20 protein-coding genes and 1 pseudogene are annotated in these 22,842 nt (G+C 41.0%); 8 read left to right on the forward strand and 13 right to left on the reverse strand.

Annotated elements, in window-relative coordinates; genetic code table 11:
• Positions 1 to 193, forward strand: a pseudogene (locus tag B9T29_RS14690) (IS982 family transposase); the annotation flags it as partial.
• A gap of 292 nt (positions 194 to 485) precedes the next feature.
• On the opposite strand, the gene B9T29_RS14695 reads toward B9T29_RS14690, so the two are convergent.
• From B9T29_RS14695 to B9T29_RS14730, 8 genes are all read right to left on the reverse strand, one after another.
• Entirely contained in the window at positions 486 to 1,070 is a 585-nt protein-coding gene (locus B9T29_RS14695; protein WP_228146623.1) for a TetR/AcrR family transcriptional regulator, read from the reverse strand.
• A gap of 153 nt (positions 1,071 to 1,223) precedes the next feature.
• A complete protein-coding gene (locus B9T29_RS14700; RefSeq protein ID WP_086176640.1) occupies positions 1,224 to 2,567 on the reverse strand; it encodes a DcaP family trimeric outer membrane transporter in 1,344 nt (447 codons plus the stop codon).
• Positions 2,568 to 2,714: 147 nt separating this feature from the next.
• Entirely contained in the window at positions 2,715 to 4,352 is a 1,638-nt protein-coding gene (gene aliA / locus B9T29_RS14705) for a cyclohexanecarboxylate-CoA ligase (RefSeq protein ID WP_086176641.1), read from the reverse strand.
• A gap of 150 nt (positions 4,353 to 4,502) precedes the next feature.
• A complete protein-coding gene (gene aliB / locus B9T29_RS14710; protein ID WP_086176642.1) occupies positions 4,503 to 5,660 on the reverse strand; it encodes a cyclohexanecarboxyl-CoA dehydrogenase in 1,158 nt (385 codons plus the stop codon).
• A gap of 13 nt (positions 5,661 to 5,673) precedes the next feature.
• On the reverse strand, positions 5,674 to 6,456 hold the full coding sequence (gene badI, locus B9T29_RS14715; RefSeq protein WP_086176643.1) for a 2-ketocyclohexanecarboxyl-CoA hydrolase: 783 nt from the start codon (positions 6,454 to 6,456) through the stop codon (positions 5,674 to 5,676).
• 114 nt (positions 6,457 to 6,570) lie between these two features.
• Positions 6,571 to 7,338, reverse strand: a complete 768-nt coding sequence (gene badH / locus B9T29_RS14720) for a 2-hydroxycyclohexanecarboxyl-CoA dehydrogenase (RefSeq protein ID WP_086176644.1) — start codon at positions 7,336 to 7,338, stop codon at positions 6,571 to 6,573.
• A 488-nt stretch (positions 7,339 to 7,826) separates the two neighbouring features.
• The gene (locus tag B9T29_RS14725) at positions 7,827 to 9,023 is read right to left on the reverse strand and encodes an acyl-CoA dehydrogenase (RefSeq protein ID WP_086176645.1); all 1,197 of its coding nucleotides are present in this window, start codon (positions 9,021 to 9,023) and stop codon (positions 7,827 to 7,829) included.
• A gap of 24 nt (positions 9,024 to 9,047) precedes the next feature.
• The gene (locus B9T29_RS14730) at positions 9,048 to 10,202 is read right to left on the reverse strand and encodes an acyl-CoA dehydrogenase family protein (RefSeq protein WP_086176646.1); all 1,155 of its coding nucleotides are present in this window, start codon (positions 10,200 to 10,202) and stop codon (positions 9,048 to 9,050) included.
• 254 nt (positions 10,203 to 10,456) lie between these two features.
• Here B9T29_RS14730 and B9T29_RS14735 point away from each other — a divergent pair, with 254 nt between their 5' ends.
• The 4 genes from B9T29_RS14735 to B9T29_RS14750 all read left to right on the forward strand — a co-directional run bounded on the left by B9T29_RS14735 (position 10,457) and on the right by B9T29_RS14750 (position 15,036).
• Positions 10,457 to 11,236 (forward strand): enoyl-CoA hydratase, encoded by a 780-nt coding sequence (locus tag B9T29_RS14735; protein WP_086176647.1) that lies wholly within the window; start codon positions 10,457 to 10,459, stop codon positions 11,234 to 11,236.
• 42 nt (positions 11,237 to 11,278) lie between these two features.
• Entirely contained in the window at positions 11,279 to 12,799 is a 1,521-nt protein-coding gene (locus B9T29_RS14740; protein WP_086176648.1) for a 3-hydroxyacyl-CoA dehydrogenase, read from the forward strand.
• Positions 12,800 to 12,831: 32 nt separating this feature from the next.
• Positions 12,832 to 14,040 carry a 3-oxoadipyl-CoA thiolase gene (locus B9T29_RS14745; RefSeq protein ID WP_086176649.1) on the forward strand — a complete coding sequence of 403 codons (1,209 nt, stop codon included), beginning with the start codon at positions 12,832 to 12,834 and terminating at the stop codon, positions 14,038 to 14,040.
• Between the two features lie 141 nt (positions 14,041 to 14,181).
• Positions 14,182 to 15,036, forward strand: a complete 855-nt coding sequence (locus B9T29_RS14750; RefSeq protein ID WP_086176650.1) for an IclR family transcriptional regulator — start codon at positions 14,182 to 14,184, stop codon at positions 15,034 to 15,036.
• Positions 15,037 to 15,214: 178 nt separating this feature from the next.
• Here B9T29_RS14750 and B9T29_RS14755 read toward each other — a convergent pair whose 3' ends face one another.
• Genes B9T29_RS14755 through B9T29_RS14765 form a run of 3 tightly spaced genes read right to left on the reverse strand, consistent with a single transcriptional unit; the run spans position 15,215 to position 18,274 of the window.
• A complete protein-coding gene (locus B9T29_RS14755) occupies positions 15,215 to 16,147 on the reverse strand; it encodes an electron transfer flavoprotein subunit alpha/FixB family protein (RefSeq protein ID WP_086176651.1) in 933 nt (310 codons plus the stop codon).
• Between the two features lie 17 nt (positions 16,148 to 16,164).
• The gene (locus B9T29_RS14760; protein WP_086176652.1) at positions 16,165 to 16,917 is read right to left on the reverse strand and encodes an electron transfer flavoprotein subunit beta/FixA family protein; all 753 of its coding nucleotides are present in this window, start codon (positions 16,915 to 16,917) and stop codon (positions 16,165 to 16,167) included.
• Position 16,918: 1 nt separating this feature from the next.
• Positions 16,919 to 18,274, reverse strand: coding sequence for an MFS transporter (locus B9T29_RS14765; RefSeq protein WP_086176653.1), 1,356 nt, complete (start codon positions 18,272 to 18,274; stop codon positions 16,919 to 16,921).
• Between the two features lie 295 nt (positions 18,275 to 18,569).
• On the opposite strand from B9T29_RS14765, the gene B9T29_RS14770 reads away from it, so the two are divergent.
• The 3 genes from B9T29_RS14770 (at position 18,570) to B9T29_RS14780 (ending at position 20,692) form a co-directional block, all read left to right on the forward strand.
• Positions 18,570 to 19,337 carry an enoyl-CoA hydratase/isomerase family protein gene (locus tag B9T29_RS14770; protein ID WP_086176654.1) on the forward strand — a complete coding sequence of 256 codons (768 nt, stop codon included), beginning with the start codon at positions 18,570 to 18,572 and terminating at the stop codon, positions 19,335 to 19,337.
• Between the two features lie 64 nt (positions 19,338 to 19,401).
• The gene (locus tag B9T29_RS14775; protein WP_086176655.1) at positions 19,402 to 19,899 is read left to right on the forward strand and encodes a MarR family winged helix-turn-helix transcriptional regulator; all 498 of its coding nucleotides are present in this window, start codon (positions 19,402 to 19,404) and stop codon (positions 19,897 to 19,899) included.
• Between the two features lie 94 nt (positions 19,900 to 19,993).
• Positions 19,994 to 20,692: a nitroreductase gene (locus B9T29_RS14780; protein ID WP_086176656.1), complete on the forward strand. Its 699-nt coding sequence runs from the start codon at positions 19,994 to 19,996 to the stop codon at positions 20,690 to 20,692.
• Positions 20,693 to 20,730: 38 nt separating this feature from the next.
• On the opposite strand, the gene B9T29_RS14785 is transcribed toward B9T29_RS14780, so the two are convergent.
• Complete coding sequence (locus B9T29_RS14785) at positions 20,731 to 21,954, reverse strand: CaiB/BaiF CoA transferase family protein (RefSeq protein WP_086176657.1); 1,224 nt, start codon at positions 21,952 to 21,954, stop codon at positions 20,731 to 20,733.
• 620 nt (positions 21,955 to 22,574) lie between these two features.
• Positions 22,575 to 22,739 carry a hypothetical protein gene (locus B9T29_RS16650; RefSeq protein ID WP_228146624.1) on the reverse strand — a complete coding sequence of 55 codons (165 nt, stop codon included), beginning with the start codon at positions 22,737 to 22,739 and terminating at the stop codon, positions 22,575 to 22,577.
• Positions 22,740 to 22,842: the final 103 nt, after the last annotated feature.

The following is a 22,842-nucleotide window of genomic DNA, read 5'->3' on the forward strand; positions in this document are numbered from 1 at the left end:
CTCAATATCAGATGAATATCACTTAAAGTAGCGTAATAAAATAGAGACTTTATTCAGCCTGTTAAAAGGGAAATATCATTTGGTGACGAGTAAAGCGAGAAGCATTGAAGGATACTTAGCTGGAATTTATGCCTCTTTATGTGCTTACCAGTTATGCCATCAAAACAAGCCAGCTATTCAAGTAATGGAATGATTGGCTTAAACAGGATTTGGGTTATAGATAGAATTATAAAAATCTAATCTATTTTGAGTTGATAATAAAATCTTAAAATTGATTCTATCTGCTACCTTTTTTATGACAACTACAACATTTAAATTTACAACCAATCGCTTAAACCAATGTACATGCCCTGATAAAAAACCTTATGTCATTTTCTGGGATGAATCAGTTAAAGGATTAGGATTAAAAACATATCTAACAAGCTTACTCAAATATCAAAGCACCTACTAGCTGCTTGCTCAAAAATAATGTATAGATTTCAAGCTTAAATATTCATGACTTGGTCGATGTAAAAGTTGATCAATTTCTCTTTATTCAGCACTGATAGTTTACAATTGTTTGAACTGATCAGCAGAGCAGCCCCATAGGTAATACTCCAAATATAAGAAAAATAATCACGCACAGAAAATCCACTTCCCACCCGTTTTAAATGCTCCGCTGTAATGTCTTTCATTTCAACAATTCTTTTTTCCCGTATCGCATATAGCTCTTGAAACAAGGCATTGAGGTTTCTTTCCTTATTGGTAATTTTTTCTTCTAAATGATGAAATTTAATTGTACGAAGCGACGCATACAAATGGTATTTCATATACGTAGATAAAAACTTATGAATATTTCCATCGTGTTGTATGGAAATTTCGAGCAGACGTTTTTCGTTTTTTATTAATATTTCAAGATATAACTGGTTTTTACTTTTAAAGTATTTATATACCGTCCCTTTTGCCAGATCCACTTGTTTTGCCAGGTCTAAAACTACCAGCTCATGTTCACTTTCAATAATGATCTGTTCTGCAGCCTCCAGAATATTATGGATATTCATCAAGTGTCTTTGCTGTTTAGCTAAATTCATAAGGAATAAACCGCGATATATTTGATAGGATTTATTATTGGCTATTGAATCGTTTCAACTCATTTAAATATCCACCCTGCTATAAACCCTATTTAAGCTTTAAGCGCATAAAATTTATAACAAGATGGATAATCAAATGAACGGCATGATGAATTAAAAATCATAAATCGCTGTAAAATTCAGTCGATTATCGATACCCTTTTTATCATTAAATGTTTTACGCTCACCATACATATACTCCAGACCAAAATTCACTGGTTTCACTGGATTATAAAATAAATTGATCCAGCCTTCTTTCAGCTCGGCATTTTGGGTTTCATCATTATGCACCAGCTGTGAAAAGGCATTATTATCATCTGCTTTCATATAGCCAAAGCCTAATGTTGAGCGGATTTTAGGCGTGATTTTTTGCGTTAAACCGACGCTAATCGCATCAAACTGATTGGCACGCATTTTATTATTTTCATCAAAGACATAGGCCATATTAGACCAAAGTAAGTTTTTGGTATCTCCTTTAATGTGGTTGTAGTCGAAACGAATTAAGGTATTTTCCCCAGCCTGATATTTTCCGCCTAATGCCATACCCCATGCTAAGAAATCATCATTGCCTTCATGATTGGTTGCTTTTTGTGTAATGAAAGCACGTCCAGAAAGCGCCGAACCATTATCAAATTTATAATTCACACGTCCAGTTGCTGATGGTAATTTTAATTTCGCATCGGGATCTGTTGTAAAATTCTGCGTACCTGTACGTGTCACCGTTTCAGCTTTGGAATCTTCCACGCTAAATGCCAAATTCAGGTTAGGGTTCACAGGGACTGAATATTTGATTTGCGGTACACGGGTTAATGACCCACCAACAGAAAGTGATGCATCTACCGTTTCAGGGAAATATTCTACAGCGTTAAAGTTAGACCATGTTTGACCCAAGAGCCATTGATCATAAGTCATATAGGCATGACGAATACGGAAAGTATCACGCCCAGCTCCACCAAAAAAATCCATTTCTACCTTACCGCCAACTGCGTGATCGCCAAGTTGAGATGTTTTAAAATTAAAACCAAAACGTGTGGCATTTAAAGTACTTTGAAATTTATCTGAGTTTTTGTGTTCAGCATCTGTTCCTTCCAGCGGTACAGCACTGATTAAGTTATACATGGTGCTTGGACCTTTCATTTGATAACTCATGTCCGCGCGCACATTGCCGTATAGTTCAAATTCAGCACCGCCCTTTGTCGTATGCTTTAAAACAGGTGCTGGTGATTTTTGTGGTGCAGCACTTTCAACCAATACAGGCACAGCTGCCATTTTCTGTTCATTGAACTTTTGATCATTGGCTTTTTGCTGTTGTTGCACCAATTCCTGCAGGGCTTGGACTTGCTGCTGCAATTGTGTAACTTGCTGTTCCAAACTGACCTTTGCATGAGCCAATGACGTGAAAACCAATATGGATAAGGTCAGAGTGCTTTTAGCAAAAAGCTGTACATTTTTTTTCATTGTTAAAGTCCTTTTATTCCCCAAATGTTTAATTTTGGATACTCACATTTTTTACAGACCGAAAAAAACTATTGATAAATATAAAAAATAATATTTATCGAATAGATTTGTTCAGATTTTGGTTGGTAAAATACGTCTCTGTATTTGTTAATTCTTTAATAATTCACGAATTTTGAATTTTTGAATTTTGCCCGATGGCGTCATTGGAAGTTCATCCCAAATTTCTAGCCGTTCTGGTAAATACTGATTGGCCAGTTGATGCGTTTTCAAAAATTCCAATAGTGATGGCAGCGTCAGCTCATGTTCTGGATTTTTCAGTTTGACTACTGCACAGGCTTTTTCCCCCATACGCTCATCTGGATACGGTACTAAAGCGACTGTCGCAATCTCAGGATGTAGGTAAATAAGAGATTCAATTTCTGCAACTGGAATATTCTCTCCGCCACGGATAATCACATCTTTTTTACGTCCCGCAATGCGGATATAGCCTTGTTCATCTTGATAAGCGATATCCCCAGTATCAAACCAATCTTCGGCATCAGTTTCATTTAATTGTGGACGTTTTAAATATCCGCCAAAATTCGAACAGCAACGAATCATCAGTGTGCCCGATTGCATCGGGGATAAAGTTTTACCATCATCACCGACAATTTTCACTTCAACACCAGGCAATGGCAGTCCATCGGTATTAAATGAACGCTCATCATCATCTTCAGGGCGCGTCATGGTCACTGCGCCGCACTCGGTCATTCCCCAGGCCGAAATCACTTTAACCCCCATATTCTGACGCGCTTTTTGCACCAAAGTACTTGGAATTGGCGCACCTGCACACAAGAATAATTTCAAACTATCTAAGGATTGATGGCTATCCAAAACAGCCTCAGATAAATCATTTAAAAATGGTGTAGATGCCATGGTAAATGACACTTGATGCTTATGAATCAGATCAATTGCGGTATTAACGTCCCATACATCTTGCAATACAGCTTTGGCTTTGAGCAATACAGGCATAATTAGGCCATACATAAAGCCCGTTTGATGTGCCATTGGCGAACCCATGAAGATCACATCATCTTTATTTAAATGCAGGCGTTTAGCATAAGGTACAATATTGGAAAATAAGGTATTTGCGGTATGCATTACACCTTTGGGTTCACCCGTGGTTCCCGAGGTAAAGACCAGCTGAGCAATATCATCTGCTGTAATGGTGACATCATTTAAGGTGTTGAGAATCTGCGGATCACTGTCTAAACCATGATTAAGCAGCAATTTTTCAAAACTGTTTTCGCCCTCACCGCCGATGACAACGACATGCTCAATACTTGGAATGTTGCTTTGAAGCTTATTCGCCTGTTTTTCATAGTCAAATTTTCGGAAGATTTTCGGCACAATAAAGACTTTACTTTCCGTATGTTTCAACATGAAGGAAAGCTCGCGCTCTCTGAAAATCGGCATGAGTGGATTCAGCACTGCACCAATGCGACGGCAAGCAATATAAAGCAGTGTGAATTCCCACCAATTGGGCAATTGGCATGAAACGATATCTTGTTTTTGCACCCCCAGACGCTTCAAGCCTAAAGCCATTCGATTTGCTGTATGCAGCATTTCACGGTAAGTAAAGCTGGTTTCAGACTGATCTTCTGTCTTATAGCTCACTAAGCCAATTTTATCTGGATACTGGTGCACTGCTTCATTTAAGGATTGCAGGATAGTTTTATTCAGCCAGTAGCCTTCTTGAATCATTTTTTCCCTGCGAGGGGGTAAAAGAACCGCATCGAAATCCATTCCATAACTCCAATTTATAATTATCCAACCGTTTTATTTCAAACCGCTTAATTGCCAGCGCACAGCTGCTTTTCTTATTTCATTTCAAAATGTGCCTATTACCCAAAAGTAAATTCAGGTAATAGACATATAAAACTGTTTCACGTTTGTTTACGCTGGCACTGCCTTACGTCCCGCTTTATGTCTGGCAATAATCGTTTTCATAATTTGCGCAGTGCCATCGCCAATTTGAAAACCAAGTACATCACGCATACGCTGTTCCATCACACCACGGTCATAACCTGCATGGCCGAAAGTTAGCAAGCATTGGTGCACAACATCATAAGCCAATTTCGGACCCCACCATTTGCACATGCCCGCTTCTGCGGTATGCGGCAAGTGATTATCTTTCAACCATAAAGTCTGTAAACATAATAAACGGGCTGCTTCTACTTGAGTTTCATAGTCCGCTAATGGATGTGAAACACCTTGGAATGCTGTCAATGGTTTACCAAAAGCTTCTCGCTGCGCAGCATATTGCCAAGCCTCATCCAAAGACACACGTGCTACAGCCAGTACTTGCAAACCAATCAATGCACGGGAAAAGTCAAAGCCCTGCATCACTTGAACGAAGCCCTTATTCTCTTCACCCAAGCGGTGATTAACCGGAACCCGCACATTGTCAAAGAAAATTGAACCACGGCCAATTGCACGCTGACCATGACAATCGAAACGGGTCGTGGTGATGCCCGGTAAATCCATCGGCACTAAAACAGCCGTCACGCCATGTGCACCTGATTCAATCGTACCCGTACGTCCAAAAATGACCGATGCATCAGCTTGGTCGGCAGCAGAAATTGAGGTCTTTTCACCATTGAGCACGTATTCATCGCCATCACGTTCAATTTTAAGACGCAGGCTGCCTGCATCTGAACCGCCGCGCGGCTCGGTTAATCCAATGGAAAAAATCGCTTCACCAGCAGTTAACTTGCGCAGCCATGGCTCTACTACTTCTGGATCGCCATGTTCCGCCAAAATTTGACCATTCAGTGATGCTAATAAATTGATATAAGAAAAGCTTAAATCGGCTTTTGCAACGGCTTCATGAATCACGCCAGCTGCCAATCGCCCCATGCCTTGTCCGCCATATTGTTCAGGCAATTCAGGTGCGATGAAGCCCATTTCCCCCATTTTTTTGACTAAATCACGGTCAAAAATTCGGCTTTGATCACGTTCTAAAAAACCTGGAGCAATATACTTTTGCGCAAATTTTTCAGCAGTTTCTGCTAAGAACTCTAAATCTTCAGTGATGTAAGGATTTTTACTCATGGCTTGTTTCTCCTTACTTAAAAAATTTACGGAATTCAGGTGTGCGTTTTTCTTTTAGCGCATTGACACCTTCACGCGACTCTTCTGTATCGTAATAAAGCTTCAAAGCGTACATGCCCATGCCTGCAATGCCTGCTTGATGTGCGGTATCCATGTTGAAGCTGCGTTTAGCAATGGCAATTGCCGTTGGGCTACGTTCACAAATTTCTTCTGCCCAAGCTTGTACTTCTGCGTCTAATTGATCTGCAGGTACACATTTATTGGCTAAACCAATGTCGACGGCTTCTTGACCTTTATAGCGGCGGCATAAATACCAAATTTCACGTGCTTTCTTCTCACCGACCACACGCGCTAAATACGCTGTACCAAAGCCCGGATCTACTGAACCCATTTTTGGACCCACTTGACCGAAAATTGCATTTTCAGAACAAATGGTTAAATCACAAATGGTAGCTAAAACGTTACCACCGCCAATTGCATAGCCTTGTACACGGGCAATCACTGGTTTAGGCACATCGCGAATAGCGGTATGCAGCTCTTCCATTGGCAAACCAATCGTACCGCGACCATCATAGTTGCCGTCATGTGCAGATTGATCTCCGCCGGTACAGAAGGCTTTCTCGCCCGCGCCCGTCAATACAATTGCACCGATTTCACGGTCATAGCCTGCTTTGTTGAGTGCACGGATAATTTCGTCACAGGTTTGTCCACGAAAAGCATTCATTTTTTCTGGGCGGTTAATGGTGATCCATGCCACGCCATTTTTTACTTCGTATAAAATATCTTCAAAATTCATGATCTTTTCCTTTCCTTGAAAACTGCTTTTAACTTTTACTGCATATATTTTTTAGGACTTGCAAATTCAATAGAGTCCATTGCTCAGTACTTAACTCTGCGCGTTGCAAGTCACTTAACCATTCATGGTTAAACCACCAGAAACACTCAAGACTTGTCCTGTAATAAAGCTTGCGTCATCACTTAAGAAAAATGCGATAGATGAAGCAAGATCATCCGGCTGACCTAAACGGCCTAGCGGGATAGCGCGTGTAAATGCTTCACGAAGTTTTTCAGGATTTGATGCGCCTTCAGTTACGCCAGCTAAAAGTGCTGTATCTGTTGGGCCTGGGCAAATTACATTGACTGTAATGTTATTGCGCGAATGCTCACGCGCTAAAGTTTTAGAGAAAGAAAGCAATCCACCCTTACACGCTGCATATACCGCTTCGCCTGATGAACCCACGCGCGCTGCGTCTGATGCAATATTAACAATACGTCCTTGATTGCGCTCAACCATGCCTTTGAGTACCGCGTGGTGCATGTTCAGCATGCCGACTAAATTGATTTGAATCAGTCTTTCCCACTCTTCAGGAACAGATTTAATGAACGGTTTGAAGATGTCCCAACCTGCATTGTTTACAAGACCATCGATTGGGCCAAGCTCGGCTTCTGTTTGCACAATCGCCTGATCAACGACTTGTTTATTGGTAATGTCGCACTGCACTGCAAGTGCATTCCCGCCTGCATTTTGAATATCCGTTACCACCTTTTGTGCAGCGTCAATATTCATGTCAAATACTGCAACTTTTGCGCCTTCCTGCGCTAAGCGTTTACATGTTGCACTGCCGATACCGCCAGCACCGCCTGTAACAATAATGACTTTATCCTTTAGGCCTTTCATACCAGTATCCTTTCTTCGTGTTATTTGGAATTATGATCTTCTAATCAATAAATCCAACATAGACAAAAAGGAAATTAATTTCAATTATTCATTGTTATATTTTGCTATACGAAATTTTATAAAACACACTAAATAAAACATATCTTATTGTTATTTATTATATTTATTTAAAATACAGGCTTATTGTTGAAATAACTTGTTACATATTTAGATGCGATTTCATTTTTAAAGCATAAAAGTTAAAAAAATGACATCTTTACTTATGCATATAAATTTAAAAATGAGACTTAAATATAAATATATTCCGCATAATGAAATTTAATATTTTTGTCATAAAAAGGCTTTAAGCTGATTTATGGACATAAAAAAAAGGCATTACAGTGAAAGTAATGCCTTTAAAAAAACAGCCTTTTAAAATAACGCGCAACTGTCCATGGTTTATTTTAACAATGGATTGCTGGGTTCTTTTTAAAAGTGAGCGTTACGGTTCAATTGCAAAATGCTGCAATACCCGTTTGCGCTCGCCCGAGAATCAATGCATGCACATCATGAGTCCCTTCGTAAGTATTCACTACTTCAAGATTCACAAGATGACGTGCCACACCAAATTCATCAGAAATACCATTGCCGCCCATCATGTCACGTGCAACACGGGCAATATCAAGCGCCTTACCACAGTTGTTTCGCTTGATCAGTGAGGTGCCTTCTACCGAAGCAATACCTTCATCTTTCATACGACCAAAGCGTAATGCTGCTTGTAAACCCAAAGCAATTTCAGTTTGCATATCTGCGAGTTTCTTTTGAATCAGCTGATTGGCCGCCAACGGTCGTCCGAACTGCTTTCGATCCATAGTGTATCGGTGTGCGGTATGCCAGCAGAATTCGGCGGCACCCATTGCACCCCATGCAATGCCATAACGAGCACTGTTTAGACAGGTAAATGGACCACGCAATCCGCGTATTTCAGGGAAGGCATTTTCTTCAGGGACAAATACATTATCCATGACAATTTCACCCGTGATTGATGCACGTAATCCGACTTTACCGTGGATCGCAGGCGCTGAAAGCCCTTCCCAGCCTTTTTCTAAAATAAAACCACGGATATCACCGACATTCCCCTCAGCAGACACTTCCTTCGCCCAAACCACAAAGACATCGGCGATTGGACTGTTAGTAATCCACATTTTCGCACCCGTTAAACGGTAGCCGCCATCAACTTTCTTGGCACGGCTAATCAGGCTGCCTGGATCTGAGCCATGATCCGGTTCGGTTAAACCGAAGCAACCAATGTATTCACCTGTCGCCAGTTTCGGCAGGTATTTCTGTTTCTGCTCTTCTGAGCCAAATTCATTAATCGGCACCATCACCAGTGAGCTTTGCACACTCGCCATAGAACGATATCCCGAATCGACATATTCAATTTCACGCGCCACCAAGCCATAACTGACGTAGTTTAAACCTGCGCCGCCATACTGTTCTGGAATAGTCGGGCCCAGCAAACCTAGCTCCCCCATTTCACGGAAAATGGTTGGATCGGTTTGTTCATGACGGAACTGTTCCAGTACACGCGGCTGTAAGCGCTCTTGGCAATAGGCATGCGCTGAATCACGGATCATGCGCTCTTCTTCAGTCAGTTGCAGCTCTAATAAAAACGGATCTTGCCAGTTAAACTTTGCATTTTTCATTTTGTTTTTCCTCAATTTATCGTGTTATTCAGTCGCTGCTTTGATCATGTCACGCGCAATAATAATCTGCTGAATCTGGGTGGTACCTTCGTATAAACGGAACAAACGCACATCGCGGTAAAAGCGTTCGATTGAATACTCACTGATATAACCTGCACCACCATGAATCTGTAAGCAGCGGTCTGCAACACGGCCGCACATTTCTGTTGCAAACATTTTCGAGCAAGATGCTTCTGTACTGATGTTTTCACCTAAATCACGGCGGCGCGCAGCATCTAAAACCATGCATTTGGCTGCATAAATTTCAGTTTTAGAGTCAGCCAACATACCTTGAATGAGCTGGAAATTTGCAATCGGCTGACCGAATTGCTTACGTTCAATGGCATAGTTCAAAGCATCATCAAGCATTCGCTCCGCCATACCAGCGCTATAGGCAGCAATATGTAAACGTCCTTTATCCAGGACTTTCATCGCCGTTTTAAAGCCCACACCTTCAACACCACCAATCAGCTGATCCTTATGCACGCGGCAATTATCAAAAATTACATCACAGGTATAAGAGCCTTTTTGACCCATTTTTTTATCAATTTTACCCAGTGACAAACCTGCGGTACCCGCTTCTACCAGAAAGGCTGAAATGCCCGCTGCGCCTTTAATCTCAGGATTGGTGCGGGCCATTACAGTAAAGGTCTGCGCACGCGGAGCATTGGTGATAAAACGTTTTGTGCCATTTAACACATAATAGTCGCCGTCTTTCACAGCTGATGTTTTTAATGCTGCGGCATCTGAACCTGAATCTGGTTCGGTTAAGCAGAATGAACCGATAATTTCACCGCTGGCATAGCGCGGCAGGTATTTCTGTTTCTGTTCTTCCGTACCGTCAATCAAAATACCGCTTGAACCGATACCGTTATTTGTCCCGATTAAAGAACGAAATGCAGCAGAAGTATGACCAAGCTCAAAAGCTACACGGACTTCTTCTTCCATGGTAATGCCAAGGCCACCAAACTCTTCTGGAATCGTTAAACCAAAAAGCCCCATTTCACGCATTTGCTGCACAATATGTTCAGGGATCGCATCTGTTTCATCAACTTCATGCTCTAGCGGTCTTAATACATTTTTCACAAAATCACGAAGCGTCGATAGCAACTGCTCTAACATCTGTTCGTCACGAATCATTTTTTCTCCTAGTCCATTTTTAGGATGAGACTTCCTTTAATTATCAAAATAGGCATTTAATTTCGTTATACGAAATACATTATCAATATTTTCCTATAGTGACAATTAAAATTGTGTATATTTATAAAAATAATTACAAAATTTTGCTTTTATTTTAGATATTTTATTTTTTATTGCTATTTTGATTGAACAATGAACAAATTTGGCTTAAATTATTTTGTAAATTAAATTTTGCTATACGGAATTTTATAAAAATGAATCAAAATGCAGTTGTTCAAATTGATTATGCACTTCCTGCAGTAGCAACAATAAAAATTAACCGCCCTGAAGCTAAAAATGCACTGAATACACAAGTGCGTAAAATGCTTGCTGAGGCTGTTGCTCAGCAAGTTGAAAATGATGATATCCGAGTGATTATTTTAACTGGTGGTGATGATATTTTTGCTGCAGGCGCCGACTTAACTGAACTTGCGGAAGCAAGTTCAATGGACGTGTATTTACGCCGAACTGAACGCTACTGGCAAACCATTGCCAATTGCCCAAAACCGATTATTGCCGCAGTCAATGGTTTTGCTTTGGGCGGCGGCTGTGAACTGGCAATGCATGCCGACATTATTATTGCAGGTCAAAATGCACAATTTGGTCAGCCGGAAATTAAAGTTGGCATTATGCCTGGTGCTGGCGGCACACAGCGTTTAGTTCGCGCAGTCGGTAAATTTCAAGCTATGCGCATGATTATGACGGGCTGCCTTATATCTGCAGATGAAGCCTTCGCCATGGGTCTAGTTTCTCAAGTCACAGCGGATACTGAGACATTAAATACCGCTTATAAAATGGCGCAGCAAATCGCCAAGCTTCCTTCAATTGCCCTAGAGCAAATTAAAGAGGCGGTTTTACTCAGTGAAGATGTGCCTTTGCATGCTGGGCTGTCCTTTGAACGTAAAGCGTTCCAATTGCTCTTCAGTACTGAAGATCAAAAAGAAGGCATGGCAGCATTTTTAGAAAAACGCAAACCGAACTATCAAGGTAAATAATAAACATCAGCGCAACATTGATTAAACGCTATTGAGGTCAACATGGAAAGACGAATCAAAAACATTGGAGTGATCGGTGCAGGAATCATGGGAATTGGCATTGTTCAAATTGCCGTTCAAGCCAATCATGCTGTTTACTTATATGATGCACAGCCAAATGCGGCGAAAAATGCTTATGAAAAATTAAATACGACATTCAGCCGATTGGTCGAAAAAAATAAAATTTCTCAATCTGAACTTAAGCAAGCTTTATCCAACTTACATATTGTCGAAAATATTCAAGATCTGCATGCGTGTGATTTGATTATTGAAGCAATCATTGAAAAATTAGACATCAAGCAAACGCTGATGAAACAGCTTGAGAGCATGGTCAGTCCGCAATGTATATTGGCGTCAAATACTTCTTCCCTGTCCATTACTGAAATTGCCGCAGAATGCCAGCATCCTGAACGGGTCGTTGGCTATCACTTCTTCAATCCTGTACCTTTAATGAAGGTGGTTGAAATCATTCAAGGCTTACATACCGATACACAGATTATTGAACAGCTCTCAGAACTTGCCCGCAATATGGGACATCGCCCTGTACGCACTAAAGATACTCCAGGCTTTATTATCAATCATGCAGGCCGTGCTTATGGCACTGAAGCGCTTAAAATTTTAAGTGAAAATATCGCTTCAATTCCTGAAATTGACCTTATTTTGAAAAAATCACTGGGTTTTAAAATGGGGCCATTTGAGCTGCTTGATCTCACCGGCTTAGACGTTTCTCACCCTGTCATGCTGTCGATTTACAACCAGTATTATCAAGAGCCGCGTTACCGCCCAAATGTATTAACACAGCAAATGCTGATCGGTAAAAAATTAGGGCGTAAAACAAGCGAAGGATTTTACAAATATATTGATCAAGTCAAACAAGAGATTCCGATTGTTCAAAAATATTCAGCAAATTGTCATGACCTAAAAACAGTTTGGCTCAGCACTGAATTTAAAGATGACTTTGAAAAGCTCTCTGCATATTTAGCTCAAAAAAATATTCAGATTAATCCAAATACCCAACCAGATGCCGATGATTTGATTTTAATTGCCAATTATGGCGACGATGCAACACACAGTGCGTTGTGTTTAGAGGTCAATCCTGAACAGGTGGTCTGCATTGATATGCTGGGCAATTTTGAACAATGCCGCACTTTAATGCCAAGCCTCATCACCAAACAGAAAATGATTGAAGCTGCGCTAGATCTATTCAGCCAGCCAGACTGCGAAACCATTGTGATTGATGAAAGCCTTGGTTTTGTCTCGCAGCGTGTGCTTGCCATGGTGATCAATTTGGCGTGCGATATGGCACAGCAGCAAATCGCGACGGTTGAAGATATTAATGCTGCCGTAAAACTTGGACTCGGCTATCCATTTGGCCCAATTGAATGGGGCGATGTGATTGGCAAAGAAAAAATATTACGGATTCTGGAACGCATCTCTAGCATTAGCCACGATCCGCGCTATCGCCCGAGCCCATGGTTACAGCGCCGCTGCAAACTAAATTTATCACTGATGCATCAACAATAAATTTTAAATTAAAACTTCAAGGAAAGAATAGTATGAACGCTTATATTTACGATGGTTTACGTACCCCAATTGGCCGCTATGCAGGCAGTCTTGCCAGTATCCGTCCTGATAATCTGGCTGCTCTGGTCATTAAATCCTTAGTGCAAAAAACGGGCGTAGATGCTGCTGATATCGAAGAAGTGATTTTAGGCAACACCAACCAAGCCGGTGAAGATTGCAGAAATGTAGCTCGTCATGCTTTATTACTGGCAGAGCTGCCGGTCAGTGTTGCAGCTCAAACGGTCAATCGCTTATGCGCCAGCGGTTTAGCGGCAGTGGTTGATGCAGCCCGTGCCATACACTGCGGCGAAGGCAGTCTTTATATTGCCGGCGGGGTTGAAAGCATGTCCCGTGCGCCCTTTGTTTTGGCCAAAGCTGAATCGGCGTATAGCCGTGACGCGAAAATTTTTGATACCACCATAGGCGTGCGTTTTCCTAATCCTGCTTTAATTAAAATGTATGGCAATGACTCCATGCCGGAAACAGGTGACAATGTTGCAGAAGCTTATGGCATCAGCCGTGAAGAATCCGATCGTTTTGCAGCAGCATCACAAGCCAAATATGAACAAGCCAAACAAGAAGGCTTTTTTAAAGATGAAATTTTAGCAATTGAAGTGCCACAAGGACGCAAAGCACCGCCGAAAGTCATTGATGAAGATGAACATCCTCGCCCAACTTCGAACTTTGAAGCATTACAAAAATTGAAGCCACTATTTGAAGGTGGTGTCGTGACTGCTGGAAATGCCTCCGGAGTAAATGACGGTGCCGCAGCCCTACTGATTGGTAATGAAAGTGTCGAAGAAAAATACGGTATTCGCCCTTTGGCAAAAATTTTAGCCTCTGCATCTTCAGGGATCGAACCGCGCCTCATGGGTGCAGGCCCTATTGAAGCAATCAATAAAGCTTTAAAACGCGCCAATCTCAGCTTAGATGACATGGATATTATTGAAATTAATGAGGCCTTTGCACCACAAGTTTTATCTTGCCTGAAAGGCTTAAATGTCGAGTTTGATGATCCGCGGGTAAATCCAAATGGCGGTGCAATTGCGATTGGTCATCCATTGGGCTGCTCGGGTGCACGTCTTGCCTTGACTGCAGCGCGTGAATTAAAACGCCGCAGCAAAAAATATGCTGTCATCAGCTTGTGCATTGGGGTTGGACAAGGTTTAGCCATGGTTATTGAAAATACCCAGCTGAATTAAATGCATTTAAAAAATAGGCATTGCTCTAAATAATAAAGTTCGCTATACAGATATCTTCAAGTCAAATCTTTAAAAAGTTTTGTATAGCGAAATTTATTGATATTATATGTTATATATTGTTTGACTAACGAATGGAACACTATGAATCATCAAGATGAGATTACTCCTGAGCAATTAGAAAAAAAAATAAATTTAGATGAAATTCGCCTTGATCCTATTTCACATATCCATCGTGAAAATAATCCCCAATTTATTGCATCTCTTGCACGCGGCTTAGAAATTCTGCGCTGTTTTACCGCAACCACTCAAATTCTAGGTAATCAAGAACTCTCACAATTAACAGGCTTACCAAAGCCTACGATTGCACGGATTACCAACACACTGGTTTCCCTTGGTTATTTAAAACAATTACCGAATTCAACAAAATACACATTAGATACAGGTGTTTTGGCTCTGGGCTATGCATCTTTATCAAATATCTCTGCGCGCATACATGCCCGTCCTTATATGGAAGAAATGGCCAAATATGCGCAAGCGCCAGTAGCGATGGCAACCCGTGATCGTTTAAATATGCTGTATTTAGACGTGGTGCAGGCTGAGTCAAATTTAACCATGCGCCGCCCAATTGGTTCAACAATCCCTTTACACAATACTGCAATGGGCCGTGCGTGTTTGGCTGCGCTGCCTGAAAACGAACGCAATTTCATTATGGATGCCTTATCAAAACGCCATCAAGATGAATGGCCAATGATGAAGCGGGGTTTAGAACGTTCATTTCACGATTATCGAAACTATGGTTATTGCCTTTCCTTGAGTGAATGGCATAAAGAAGTCAATTCTGTTGCTGTACCTATGGTGCATCCAATTCATGGTTTACTGGTCTTTAACTGCGGCGCACCAAGCTATTTGGTCAATCAAGAAAAGCTTGAAAATGAAATTGGGCCGCGTCTGATTTACATGGTTCAAAATATTGAAGATGCGTTAAATGCGCTTTAAAAAGGCTTTTTTTAATTCCGCGATGTCATTCCGTAAGTGAGATCACTCGATACTAAGATTTGATTTGACCCACCTCAGTCTATATACATTTATTTAGCTCACTTGAATTAATAGTAACCCATTAAAAAGCCAGTCTGTTTATACAGACTGGCTTTTTAATTTAAGTCATCAAATATCTTTAAATATGAGATACCCATTCTGGAACTACAGTGTTCAAGTCACCCACTAACCAGTAGTCAGCTACTGCATTGATTGGTGCTTCTTCATCTTTGTTGATCGCAACGATCACTTTAGATTCTTTCATACCCGCCAAATGCTGAATCGCACCAGAAATACCGACAGCGATATACAGGTCAGGCGCAACGATTTTACCCGTTTGACCCACTTGCATGTCGTTAGGAACGAAACCGGCATCAACTGCAGCACGTGAAGCACCTTGCGCAGCACCCAATTTGTCAGCCAATGGATCAAGTACAGTGTGATAGTTTTCACCTGAACCCACACCACGACCACCAGAAACCACGATGCGTGCAGCGGTTAATTCCGGACGTTCAGATTTTACGATTTCTTCTGAAACGAATTTAGAAAGACCCGCATCGCCAGTAGACGCAGCAGCTTCAACGCTAGCCGCACCACCATCGCTTGCTACAGCATCAAATGCCGTACCACGAACAGTCGCAACAACAACAGACTCAGCAGACTCTACAGTGGCAATTGCGTTACCTGCATAGATCGGACGTTTAAACGTTTTAGGGCTTTCAACAGCAATGATGTCAGTGATCATGCTGACATCTAACAGTGCAGCTGCACGTGGCAGTACGTTTTTACCATTTGAAGTAGATGCAGCAAGGATATGGCTATAACCTTTACCCAATTCAGCAACGAGTTTAGCCACGTTTTCAGCCAACTGGTTTGCATAAGCAGCGTCGTCAGCAAGTAATACTTTGCTTACCCCTGCAACTTTAGCGGCTTGGTCAGCGACAGCTTGCGCGTTCGAACCAGCTACCAATACAGTGATATCACCACCGATTTTTTGAGCTGCAGCAACAACGTTTAAAGTTGCACCATTAAGTGCTTTGTTGTCGTGCTCAGCGATAACTAAAATACTCATGATTTTATCCTTCTGTATTAGATCACTTTCGCTTCGTTTTTAAGTTTGTCAACAAGCTCATCTACAGATTTCACTTGTACGCCAGCTTTACGTTCAGCAGGAGCTTCAACTTTAACTGTTTTAAGTTTAGTTGTCGTAGTAACACCGAAATCTGCAGGAGACTTGGTATCCAGCGGTTTTTTACGCGCTTTCATGATGTTTGGCAGAGCTGCATAACGTGGCTCGTTCAAACGTAAGTCCGTGGTGATGATTGCTGGAAGTGCAAGCTCAACAGTTTGTAAACCGCCGTCAACTTCACGAGTGACCTGTACTTTGTCGCCATCAACTTTCACTTCAGAAGCGAATGTACCTTGACCTGCGCCAAGTAGAGCGCCAAGCATCTGACCAACCTGGTTAGAGTCGTCATCAATGGCCTGTTTACCTAGAAGGATTAATTGTGGTTGTTCAGCTTCAACAACACCTTTCAGGATTTTAGCAACTTCCAAAGCACCGAGTTGGCTGTCATCCGCTTCAACCAGAATACCGCGGTCAGCGCCAAGCGCCATGGCAGAACGGATTTGTTCTTGCGCTTCTTTAGGACCAATAGAAACCACAACGATTTCTGAAACAGTTCCTTTTTCTTTTAAACGAACCGCTTCTTCCACTGCGATTTCACAGAATGGGTTAATTGACATTTTAACGTTGGTTAAGTCAACACCACTGTTGTCCGGTTTAACGTGAACTTTAACGTTGGCATCAACCACACGTTTTACAGCAACCACTGTTTTCATTTTACGCTTCCTCAGCTTTTAAATTAAAATTGGTTTTACTCTGTACTTGCGCCATATCTGCACGTCTATGATTAATTAAAGATAAAGCCACAGCGCCAATTAAACCTGCCAAAGCAATCACAAAAAAGTTTTGCTGAATCGGTAAATTTAAAGCCACAATAAAACCAATTAATAGCGGTGCGCCAATTGCGCCTAAACGCCCAACACCTGATGCCATGCCAATTCCTGTTGAACGGATCACGCTTGGATAAAATTGACCGCAGTATGAATATGCAACGATTTGCGCACCTGTTGAACAAGCGCCCACAACAGCAATAATCAAATACAGCATGGTAATCGGCATAGGTAAGGTCATTAAATACAGAAAGACACTGCCCAAGGCATACATAATGACCAGCACCCATTTAATGTGGAAGCGGTCTGCTAACCAGCCGCCGCCGACTGCGCCAACAATTGCGCCAATATTCAGAGCTATCACAAAAGTAAGTGCTGAACCCAATGAATAGCCTGACATTGCCATTAACTTGGTGAGCCAAGTGCTTAGTGCATAAACCATAAACAAGCAGGTAAAAAATGCCACCCAAAACATCAGCGTACTAAAAGTACGTCCGTCACTGAATAACAGCCCCACTGTTGGTTTTAGATTACTATTTGATGAACCATTGACAAAAACTGCATCCGCAGGGAATTGTGCTTGCGGTGCAATTTGCTCTGCAATCTTACGCAGTTCAGCCTGTTTATTGTGCTTCACCAAATAAACCACAGATTCCGGCATAGATTTTAAAATAAAAGGCAGCAAAATGACCGGTAGACCTGCAGCATAGAACACCACCTGCCAGCCATGTTGCACAATAAACTGCTTGCCTAAAACCGCCGCTAAAATTCCGCCTACGGCATAACCCGAAAACATCAATGAGGTCATGACATTACGCACTTTCTTTGGTGAATATTCCGTCATTTGCGCAACCACATTCGGCATCACACCACCAATGCCTAATCCCGCAATAAAACGCACGATACTGAATGTCACAGGATCATCGGTTAAACCTGCAATCGCAGTAAAGGCACTGAATAAAAATACACAAATGGCAATGGTTAAGCGACGGCCAATTTTATCGGCGAGACCACCAAAAAAAATAGCACCAATCATCATTCCAAATAGCGCTGAACTCGCCATAAATCCAGCAGTTGAAGCACTTACATTCATTTGCTCCATAATCGAAGGTAAAGCTGCACCTGCAACAGAAATATCATATCCATCGAGAATAATAACCAGCATGCACCATATTAAAACTGTGGCATGAAAACCGTTGAATTTAGCTTCACTCGCTAAATTCTGCATATCGACTTGACTCATCAATCAACTCCTTGATTGTTATTGTTGTTTTAGTTCATTACTGTTTTTAGCAATCTATCAGCTATAGGCACCCAATTGTATTCTGGATATTTCTGACAGAAACTAAAACCCGAACTTGTTGAATAAACAGTCAGTTCAGATTAGTGAATTATTTTTTTATGTCAATACCATTACATATATATAAATATAAAACCCTAATAAACGGTATTTTTTTAATTAATTTATATTTATATATTGACATAAATAAGATTCAGCCTATGCTTTTTATAAATCTGATTTTCCAAGGAAATGGAACATGCCTGCTGAACTTCACTATGAAAACAATATTGCGGTTATTCGATTGAACCGCCCTGAAGCAAGAAATGCATTAAATGCAGATATGATTGAAAAATTACAGGAAATTGTGTCCGAAATTTCAGCACTGAATCTGCGTGCAGCCATTTTCACGGGTGAAGGCAAAGCCTTTTGTGCAGGTGCAGACATTACAGAATTACTGAATAAAAGTCCTGCAGAACATCTGCATAAAATACAAACAGGTCAGGCATTATTTCAGCAAATACATGAATTAAAATTTCCAACACTGGCCTGTATTCATGGCATAGCTTTGGGTGGCGGACTTGAACTGGCTTTGGCTTGTACATTTAGAATATGCAGCCCTGATGCAGGTCTTGGACTTCCTGAAATAAAACTCGGTTTAATTCCTGGCTATGGCGGAACACAGCGCTTACCGCGTTTAATTGGCGTATCAAAAGCGCTTGAAATGGTTGCCAGCGGCAAAATTGTGTCTGCAGAAGAAGCCTATAACATCGGCTTGGTGAATCAGATTATAGAAATGCAAGATCCGATTGCAAGCGGAAAAGCCTATTTAGATTCATTGGCAATGCAATTTCCAGCAGCGATTCAGCAAATTATGCAAGCGGTTCAATCCGCATCCGATTTAAATCTTCATCAAGGACTTGAATTGGAAGCCGAACTTTTTGTGGAATGCAGCCAAAGTGCTGATGCTGCTGAAGGCATACAGGCGTTTTTAGAAAAACGGGCAGCGAATTTTTCTCAAAAATAACTGTACTTATATTCTAAGCCGATATACTAGCTGCAAATATCAATAGAAAACGTGCTTAATAACTATGTCTGATTCAAAACTTGGAATTTACGATCAATCTTTATATATGATTCATAATCGGCTGTTTTTTCGATTATTTCAGGTAGGCAATAGTCTTGATCGCCAATGTTTAAATGAACTTGGTATTTCACCCGTTCATTGGGCTGTGATGGGCGCGCTTTCACGCCCGCACCTCAATAATGCAGGCATGTCATTTTCCGATTTAACCGAATACTTAGGGATTAGCCGGCAAAGTTTAGACAATGTTTTAAAACGATTAGAGCGTGAAGGCAGTGTACAGCGTGTCACCTCTCATCAAGACAAACGGGCTAAAAATGTAGCTCTCACGCCATCCGGACAACAAAGCTGGCTCGACTTACAGGAACAATTTTTTCAGTTCTACCGTCAAGCAATGTCTGGCTTTGCCTTGGATGATTTAGCCAGTTTAATTCACTTACTCAACAAGTTGAATACAGGCCTCAAGCAGATTGACCTTGCACGACCTGATGCTGACACGAATTAATACGATTTTTATTTCTAGCAATGCCTAATGTTTGAACTGATAAAATTTATAAAGTTACATAAAATCAAAATATGAAGATTAAAAGGAGTTTCGAATGCAGCAACATAACTTGGTGGATCAAACCATTAGCTCAAGGCATTCTGTACGTGCTTTTAAAAATACCCCACTTGATACACAGACCATCAAAGATATTTTAAACATCGCCTGCCGTGCACCGTCAGGCAACAATATTCAGCCTTGGAAAGTTTATGTTGTGACTGGCCAAAAACGCAAAGAGCTGATTCAGCAGGTCTGTGCAGCGCAAAGTCAGATTTTTGAGCAGCCTGAAACTGCGAGCCGTCATCAAGAAACGTTTAAGTATTATCCCGAGCAATGGACGTCGCCATTTATTGAGCGCCGCCGTGAAAACGGCTGGGGACTTTACGGTTTGCTAGATATTAAAAAAGGTGAACAGCAGAAAATGCAGCAGCAACATTTACGTAATTATCAGTTATTTGATGCTCCCGTAGGCCTATTTTTTACTTTAAGCACGACTTTAGAAACTGGCTCAAAAATGGACATTGCGATGATGATTCAAAATGTCATGATTGCAGCCAAAGCACGTGGAATTGATAGCTGCCCTCAAGCCGCATGGAACCCATTTCATCAAATTGTAGCCAAGGTTCTTGACATTCCGGAAAATGAAGAATTAGTTTGCGTTGTGGCGTTGGGATATGCCGATCAAACTCAAGCAGTGAATCAATTACATACACCGCGTGTTCCTGCCGAAGAGTTTGCTGTTTTCTGTGATTAAAATCAAAAGATTAAAAGGCACATAACGTGCCTTTTACTTTAGCCTTGCTGAATGATATTTTTATGCTTTAAAGCTTTCAATTCATCTTCAGAAACAAAACGGTTTAAAATTTTGTCAGTATCCTCACCCAAATAAGGGGGTGCTTTAACATATTGGACTGGGGTTTTAGACAATTTAATGGGTGAACCAATTGAAAGATAATCGGAACGTAATGGATGCTCCATCCTGACGAGTATTTTACGGGATATCACCTGCTCTTCTTCTAATGCTTGCTGTAAATCATTAATCATACCAACCGGAACCTTCACCGCGTGAATACGTTCGATCCAATACTGTGCGGGTTGAGTCATAAAATGCTGCTGCAATAACGCGGTAATTTCTTCACGATGGGTCACACGGTCCTTATTTTTTACAAATTTCGGATTTTGAGAAAGTTCTGGTAGGCCAATACTGTCACATAACATCTGAAACTGCTGGTCATTACCGCAAGCGATAATAAACTCACCTTGCTTCGCCTTAAAGACTTGGTACGGGACAATATTGGCATGTGCATTCCCTAAACGGCCCGGTATTTTTTCTGACGTTAAATAATTCATTGCTAATACCGAAAGAGAAGCCACTTGAGTATCTAGGAGCGCCATATCAATATGCTGACCTTCACCAGTACTCACTCGTGAAAGCAATGCGGCCTGAATGGCAATTGCAGCATATAAGCCTGTAGTTAAATCTGCAAATGCCAGACCTGCCTTCTGCGGCCCACCTCCGGGTAAATCATCACGTTCACCTGTGACACTCATCATGCCGCCCATGCCTTGTATAATAAAGTCATATCCCGGTTCAGCGGCGCGTGGGCCTGTTTGTCCGAAACCTGTGATCGAACAGTACACTAATTTAGGATTGAGTTGATTCAGGCTTTCATAATCCAGACCATATTTTTTTAATGAGCCAGCTTTGTAATTTTCAATCAGCACATCACAGTCTAAGACCATTTTTTTAATTAGCGTCTGACCTTCTTCTGTTGCAATGTCAATGGCGACTGAATACTTTCCTCTATTCGCAGATAGATAATAAGCAGATTCACCAGTCTCATCACCCTGATCCTTTTTTAAAAAAGGAGGTCCCCAGATACGGGTATCATCTCCCTGAAAAGGTCTCTCAACTTTAATCACCTCTGCGCCTAGATCTGCTAGTATTTGACTACACCACGGCCCTGCCAGAATTCTACTTAAATCAAGAACTTTAAATCCTGTTAAAGCACCCATAATTTTCCTCAATTTTTCTAGTTAGTTTTAGACTTCCATTCATTAGGTGTACTGAATCCCTAATTTGCCATTAAAATTATAAAATTGTTTGAAAAAAAACTAACTGGCATAAATCACTTAAATTGTTAAAAAACATTAATTTATCAGGAATTAGATCAATAGGTAATAAAATATAAGTAGCAATTATTACTGCTAAAATTTTTATAAAATTGGATGTTCGTTTATCTTTTGCAATGAGCCAAACAACTAAAATGTCTTTTTTTAATTAATTTAGCCCATTGTTTGATTGTTTGATTGTTTGATACCTACTGGATATTAAAAAGCCATCGAGATCTAATCCTAAGAGAGTTTTCTTAAATTGATATATTTTTTGTTTTTATTAAAAATTTATAAAATTAACACAATAGCTGTTATCTGAAATTCAATAGCTAGAAACCATTTAAAAACAATATATGCAGAATTTCCCACGTTTTAATGTAGGGGTAGCCCATGCGGACCAACGGATTATGAGTTGATTCTGTCACAGCAGCGTATGCGGCATTGCTGCTGTGGCTTCATCAATCCATAGCAGCAGACAGCGCAGAATGGGCTGGGTTTCAGACCCGTCATGCTACGAGCGATCAATGATCAAACAGGGTATATAAAAGAATAATCAGGCCCACCAAAATGTACGGACATAAGTACAATGCCAAAGCTGCAGGCCAAGTCCAGTCCCATCCATAATGTACCCCAAGCACCCCCACAGTCGTACCAACAACAGGAATCCCCGCTGTAATAATCGCCACGATTATTCCCACTATACCATGCCAATCAAGTACCTCATTGAAATAGGTATAAACTCCAAAAAACTGAATAATGGTGATTATCCAATAAGCTAAAAACTTAATG

It is taken from the genome of Acinetobacter sp. ANC 3903, assembly GCF_002135315.1.
Classification (GTDB): domain Bacteria; phylum Pseudomonadota; class Gammaproteobacteria; order Pseudomonadales; family Moraxellaceae; genus Acinetobacter.

Excerpts from the sequence above, each read along its gene's own strand:
- B9T29_RS14695 (WP_228146623.1), bottom strand. The coding sequence starts at position 1,070 with ATGAATTTAGCTAAACAGCAAAGACACTTGATGAATATCCATAATATT.
- B9T29_RS14700 (WP_086176640.1), bottom strand. The coding sequence starts at position 2,567 with ATGAAAAAAAATGTACAGCTTTTTGCTAAAAGCACTCTGACCTTATCC.
- aliA (WP_086176641.1), bottom strand. The coding sequence starts at position 4,352 with ATGGATTTCGATGCGGTTCTTTTACCCCCTCGCAGGGAAAAAATGATT.
- aliB (WP_086176642.1), bottom strand. The coding sequence starts at position 5,660 with ATGAGTAAAAATCCTTACATCACTGAAGATTTAGAGTTCTTAGCAGAA.
- badI (WP_086176643.1), bottom strand. The coding sequence starts at position 6,456 with ATGAATTTTGAAGATATTTTATACGAAGTAAAAAATGGCGTGGCATGG.
- badH (WP_086176644.1), bottom strand. The coding sequence starts at position 7,338 with ATGAAAGGCCTAAAGGATAAAGTCATTATTGTTACAGGCGGTGCTGGC.
- B9T29_RS14725 (WP_086176645.1), bottom strand. The coding sequence starts at position 9,023 with ATGAAAAATGCAAAGTTTAACTGGCAAGATCCGTTTTTATTAGAGCTG.
- B9T29_RS14730 (WP_086176646.1), bottom strand. The coding sequence starts at position 10,202 with ATGATTCGTGACGAACAGATGTTAGAGCAGTTGCTATCGACGCTTCGT.
- B9T29_RS14735 (WP_086176647.1), top strand. The coding sequence starts at position 10,457 with ATGAATCAAAATGCAGTTGTTCAAATTGATTATGCACTTCCTGCAGTA.
- B9T29_RS14740 (WP_086176648.1), top strand. The coding sequence starts at position 11,279 with ATGGAAAGACGAATCAAAAACATTGGAGTGATCGGTGCAGGAATCATG.
- B9T29_RS14745 (WP_086176649.1), top strand. The coding sequence starts at position 12,832 with ATGAACGCTTATATTTACGATGGTTTACGTACCCCAATTGGCCGCTAT.
- B9T29_RS14750 (WP_086176650.1), top strand. The coding sequence starts at position 14,182 with ATGAATCATCAAGATGAGATTACTCCTGAGCAATTAGAAAAAAAAATA.
- B9T29_RS14755 (WP_086176651.1), bottom strand. The coding sequence starts at position 16,147 with ATGAGTATTTTAGTTATCGCTGAGCACGACAACAAAGCACTTAATGGT.
- B9T29_RS14760 (WP_086176652.1), bottom strand. The coding sequence starts at position 16,917 with ATGAAAACAGTGGTTGCTGTAAAACGTGTGGTTGATGCCAACGTTAAA.
- B9T29_RS14765 (WP_086176653.1), bottom strand. The coding sequence starts at position 18,274 with ATGAGTCAAGTCGATATGCAGAATTTAGCGAGTGAAGCTAAATTCAAC.
- B9T29_RS14770 (WP_086176654.1), top strand. The coding sequence starts at position 18,570 with ATGCCTGCTGAACTTCACTATGAAAACAATATTGCGGTTATTCGATTG.
- B9T29_RS14775 (WP_086176655.1), top strand. The coding sequence starts at position 19,402 with ATGTCTGATTCAAAACTTGGAATTTACGATCAATCTTTATATATGATT.
- B9T29_RS14780 (WP_086176656.1), top strand. The coding sequence starts at position 19,994 with ATGCAGCAACATAACTTGGTGGATCAAACCATTAGCTCAAGGCATTCT.
- B9T29_RS14785 (WP_086176657.1), bottom strand. The coding sequence starts at position 21,954 with ATGGGTGCTTTAACAGGATTTAAAGTTCTTGATTTAAGTAGAATTCTG.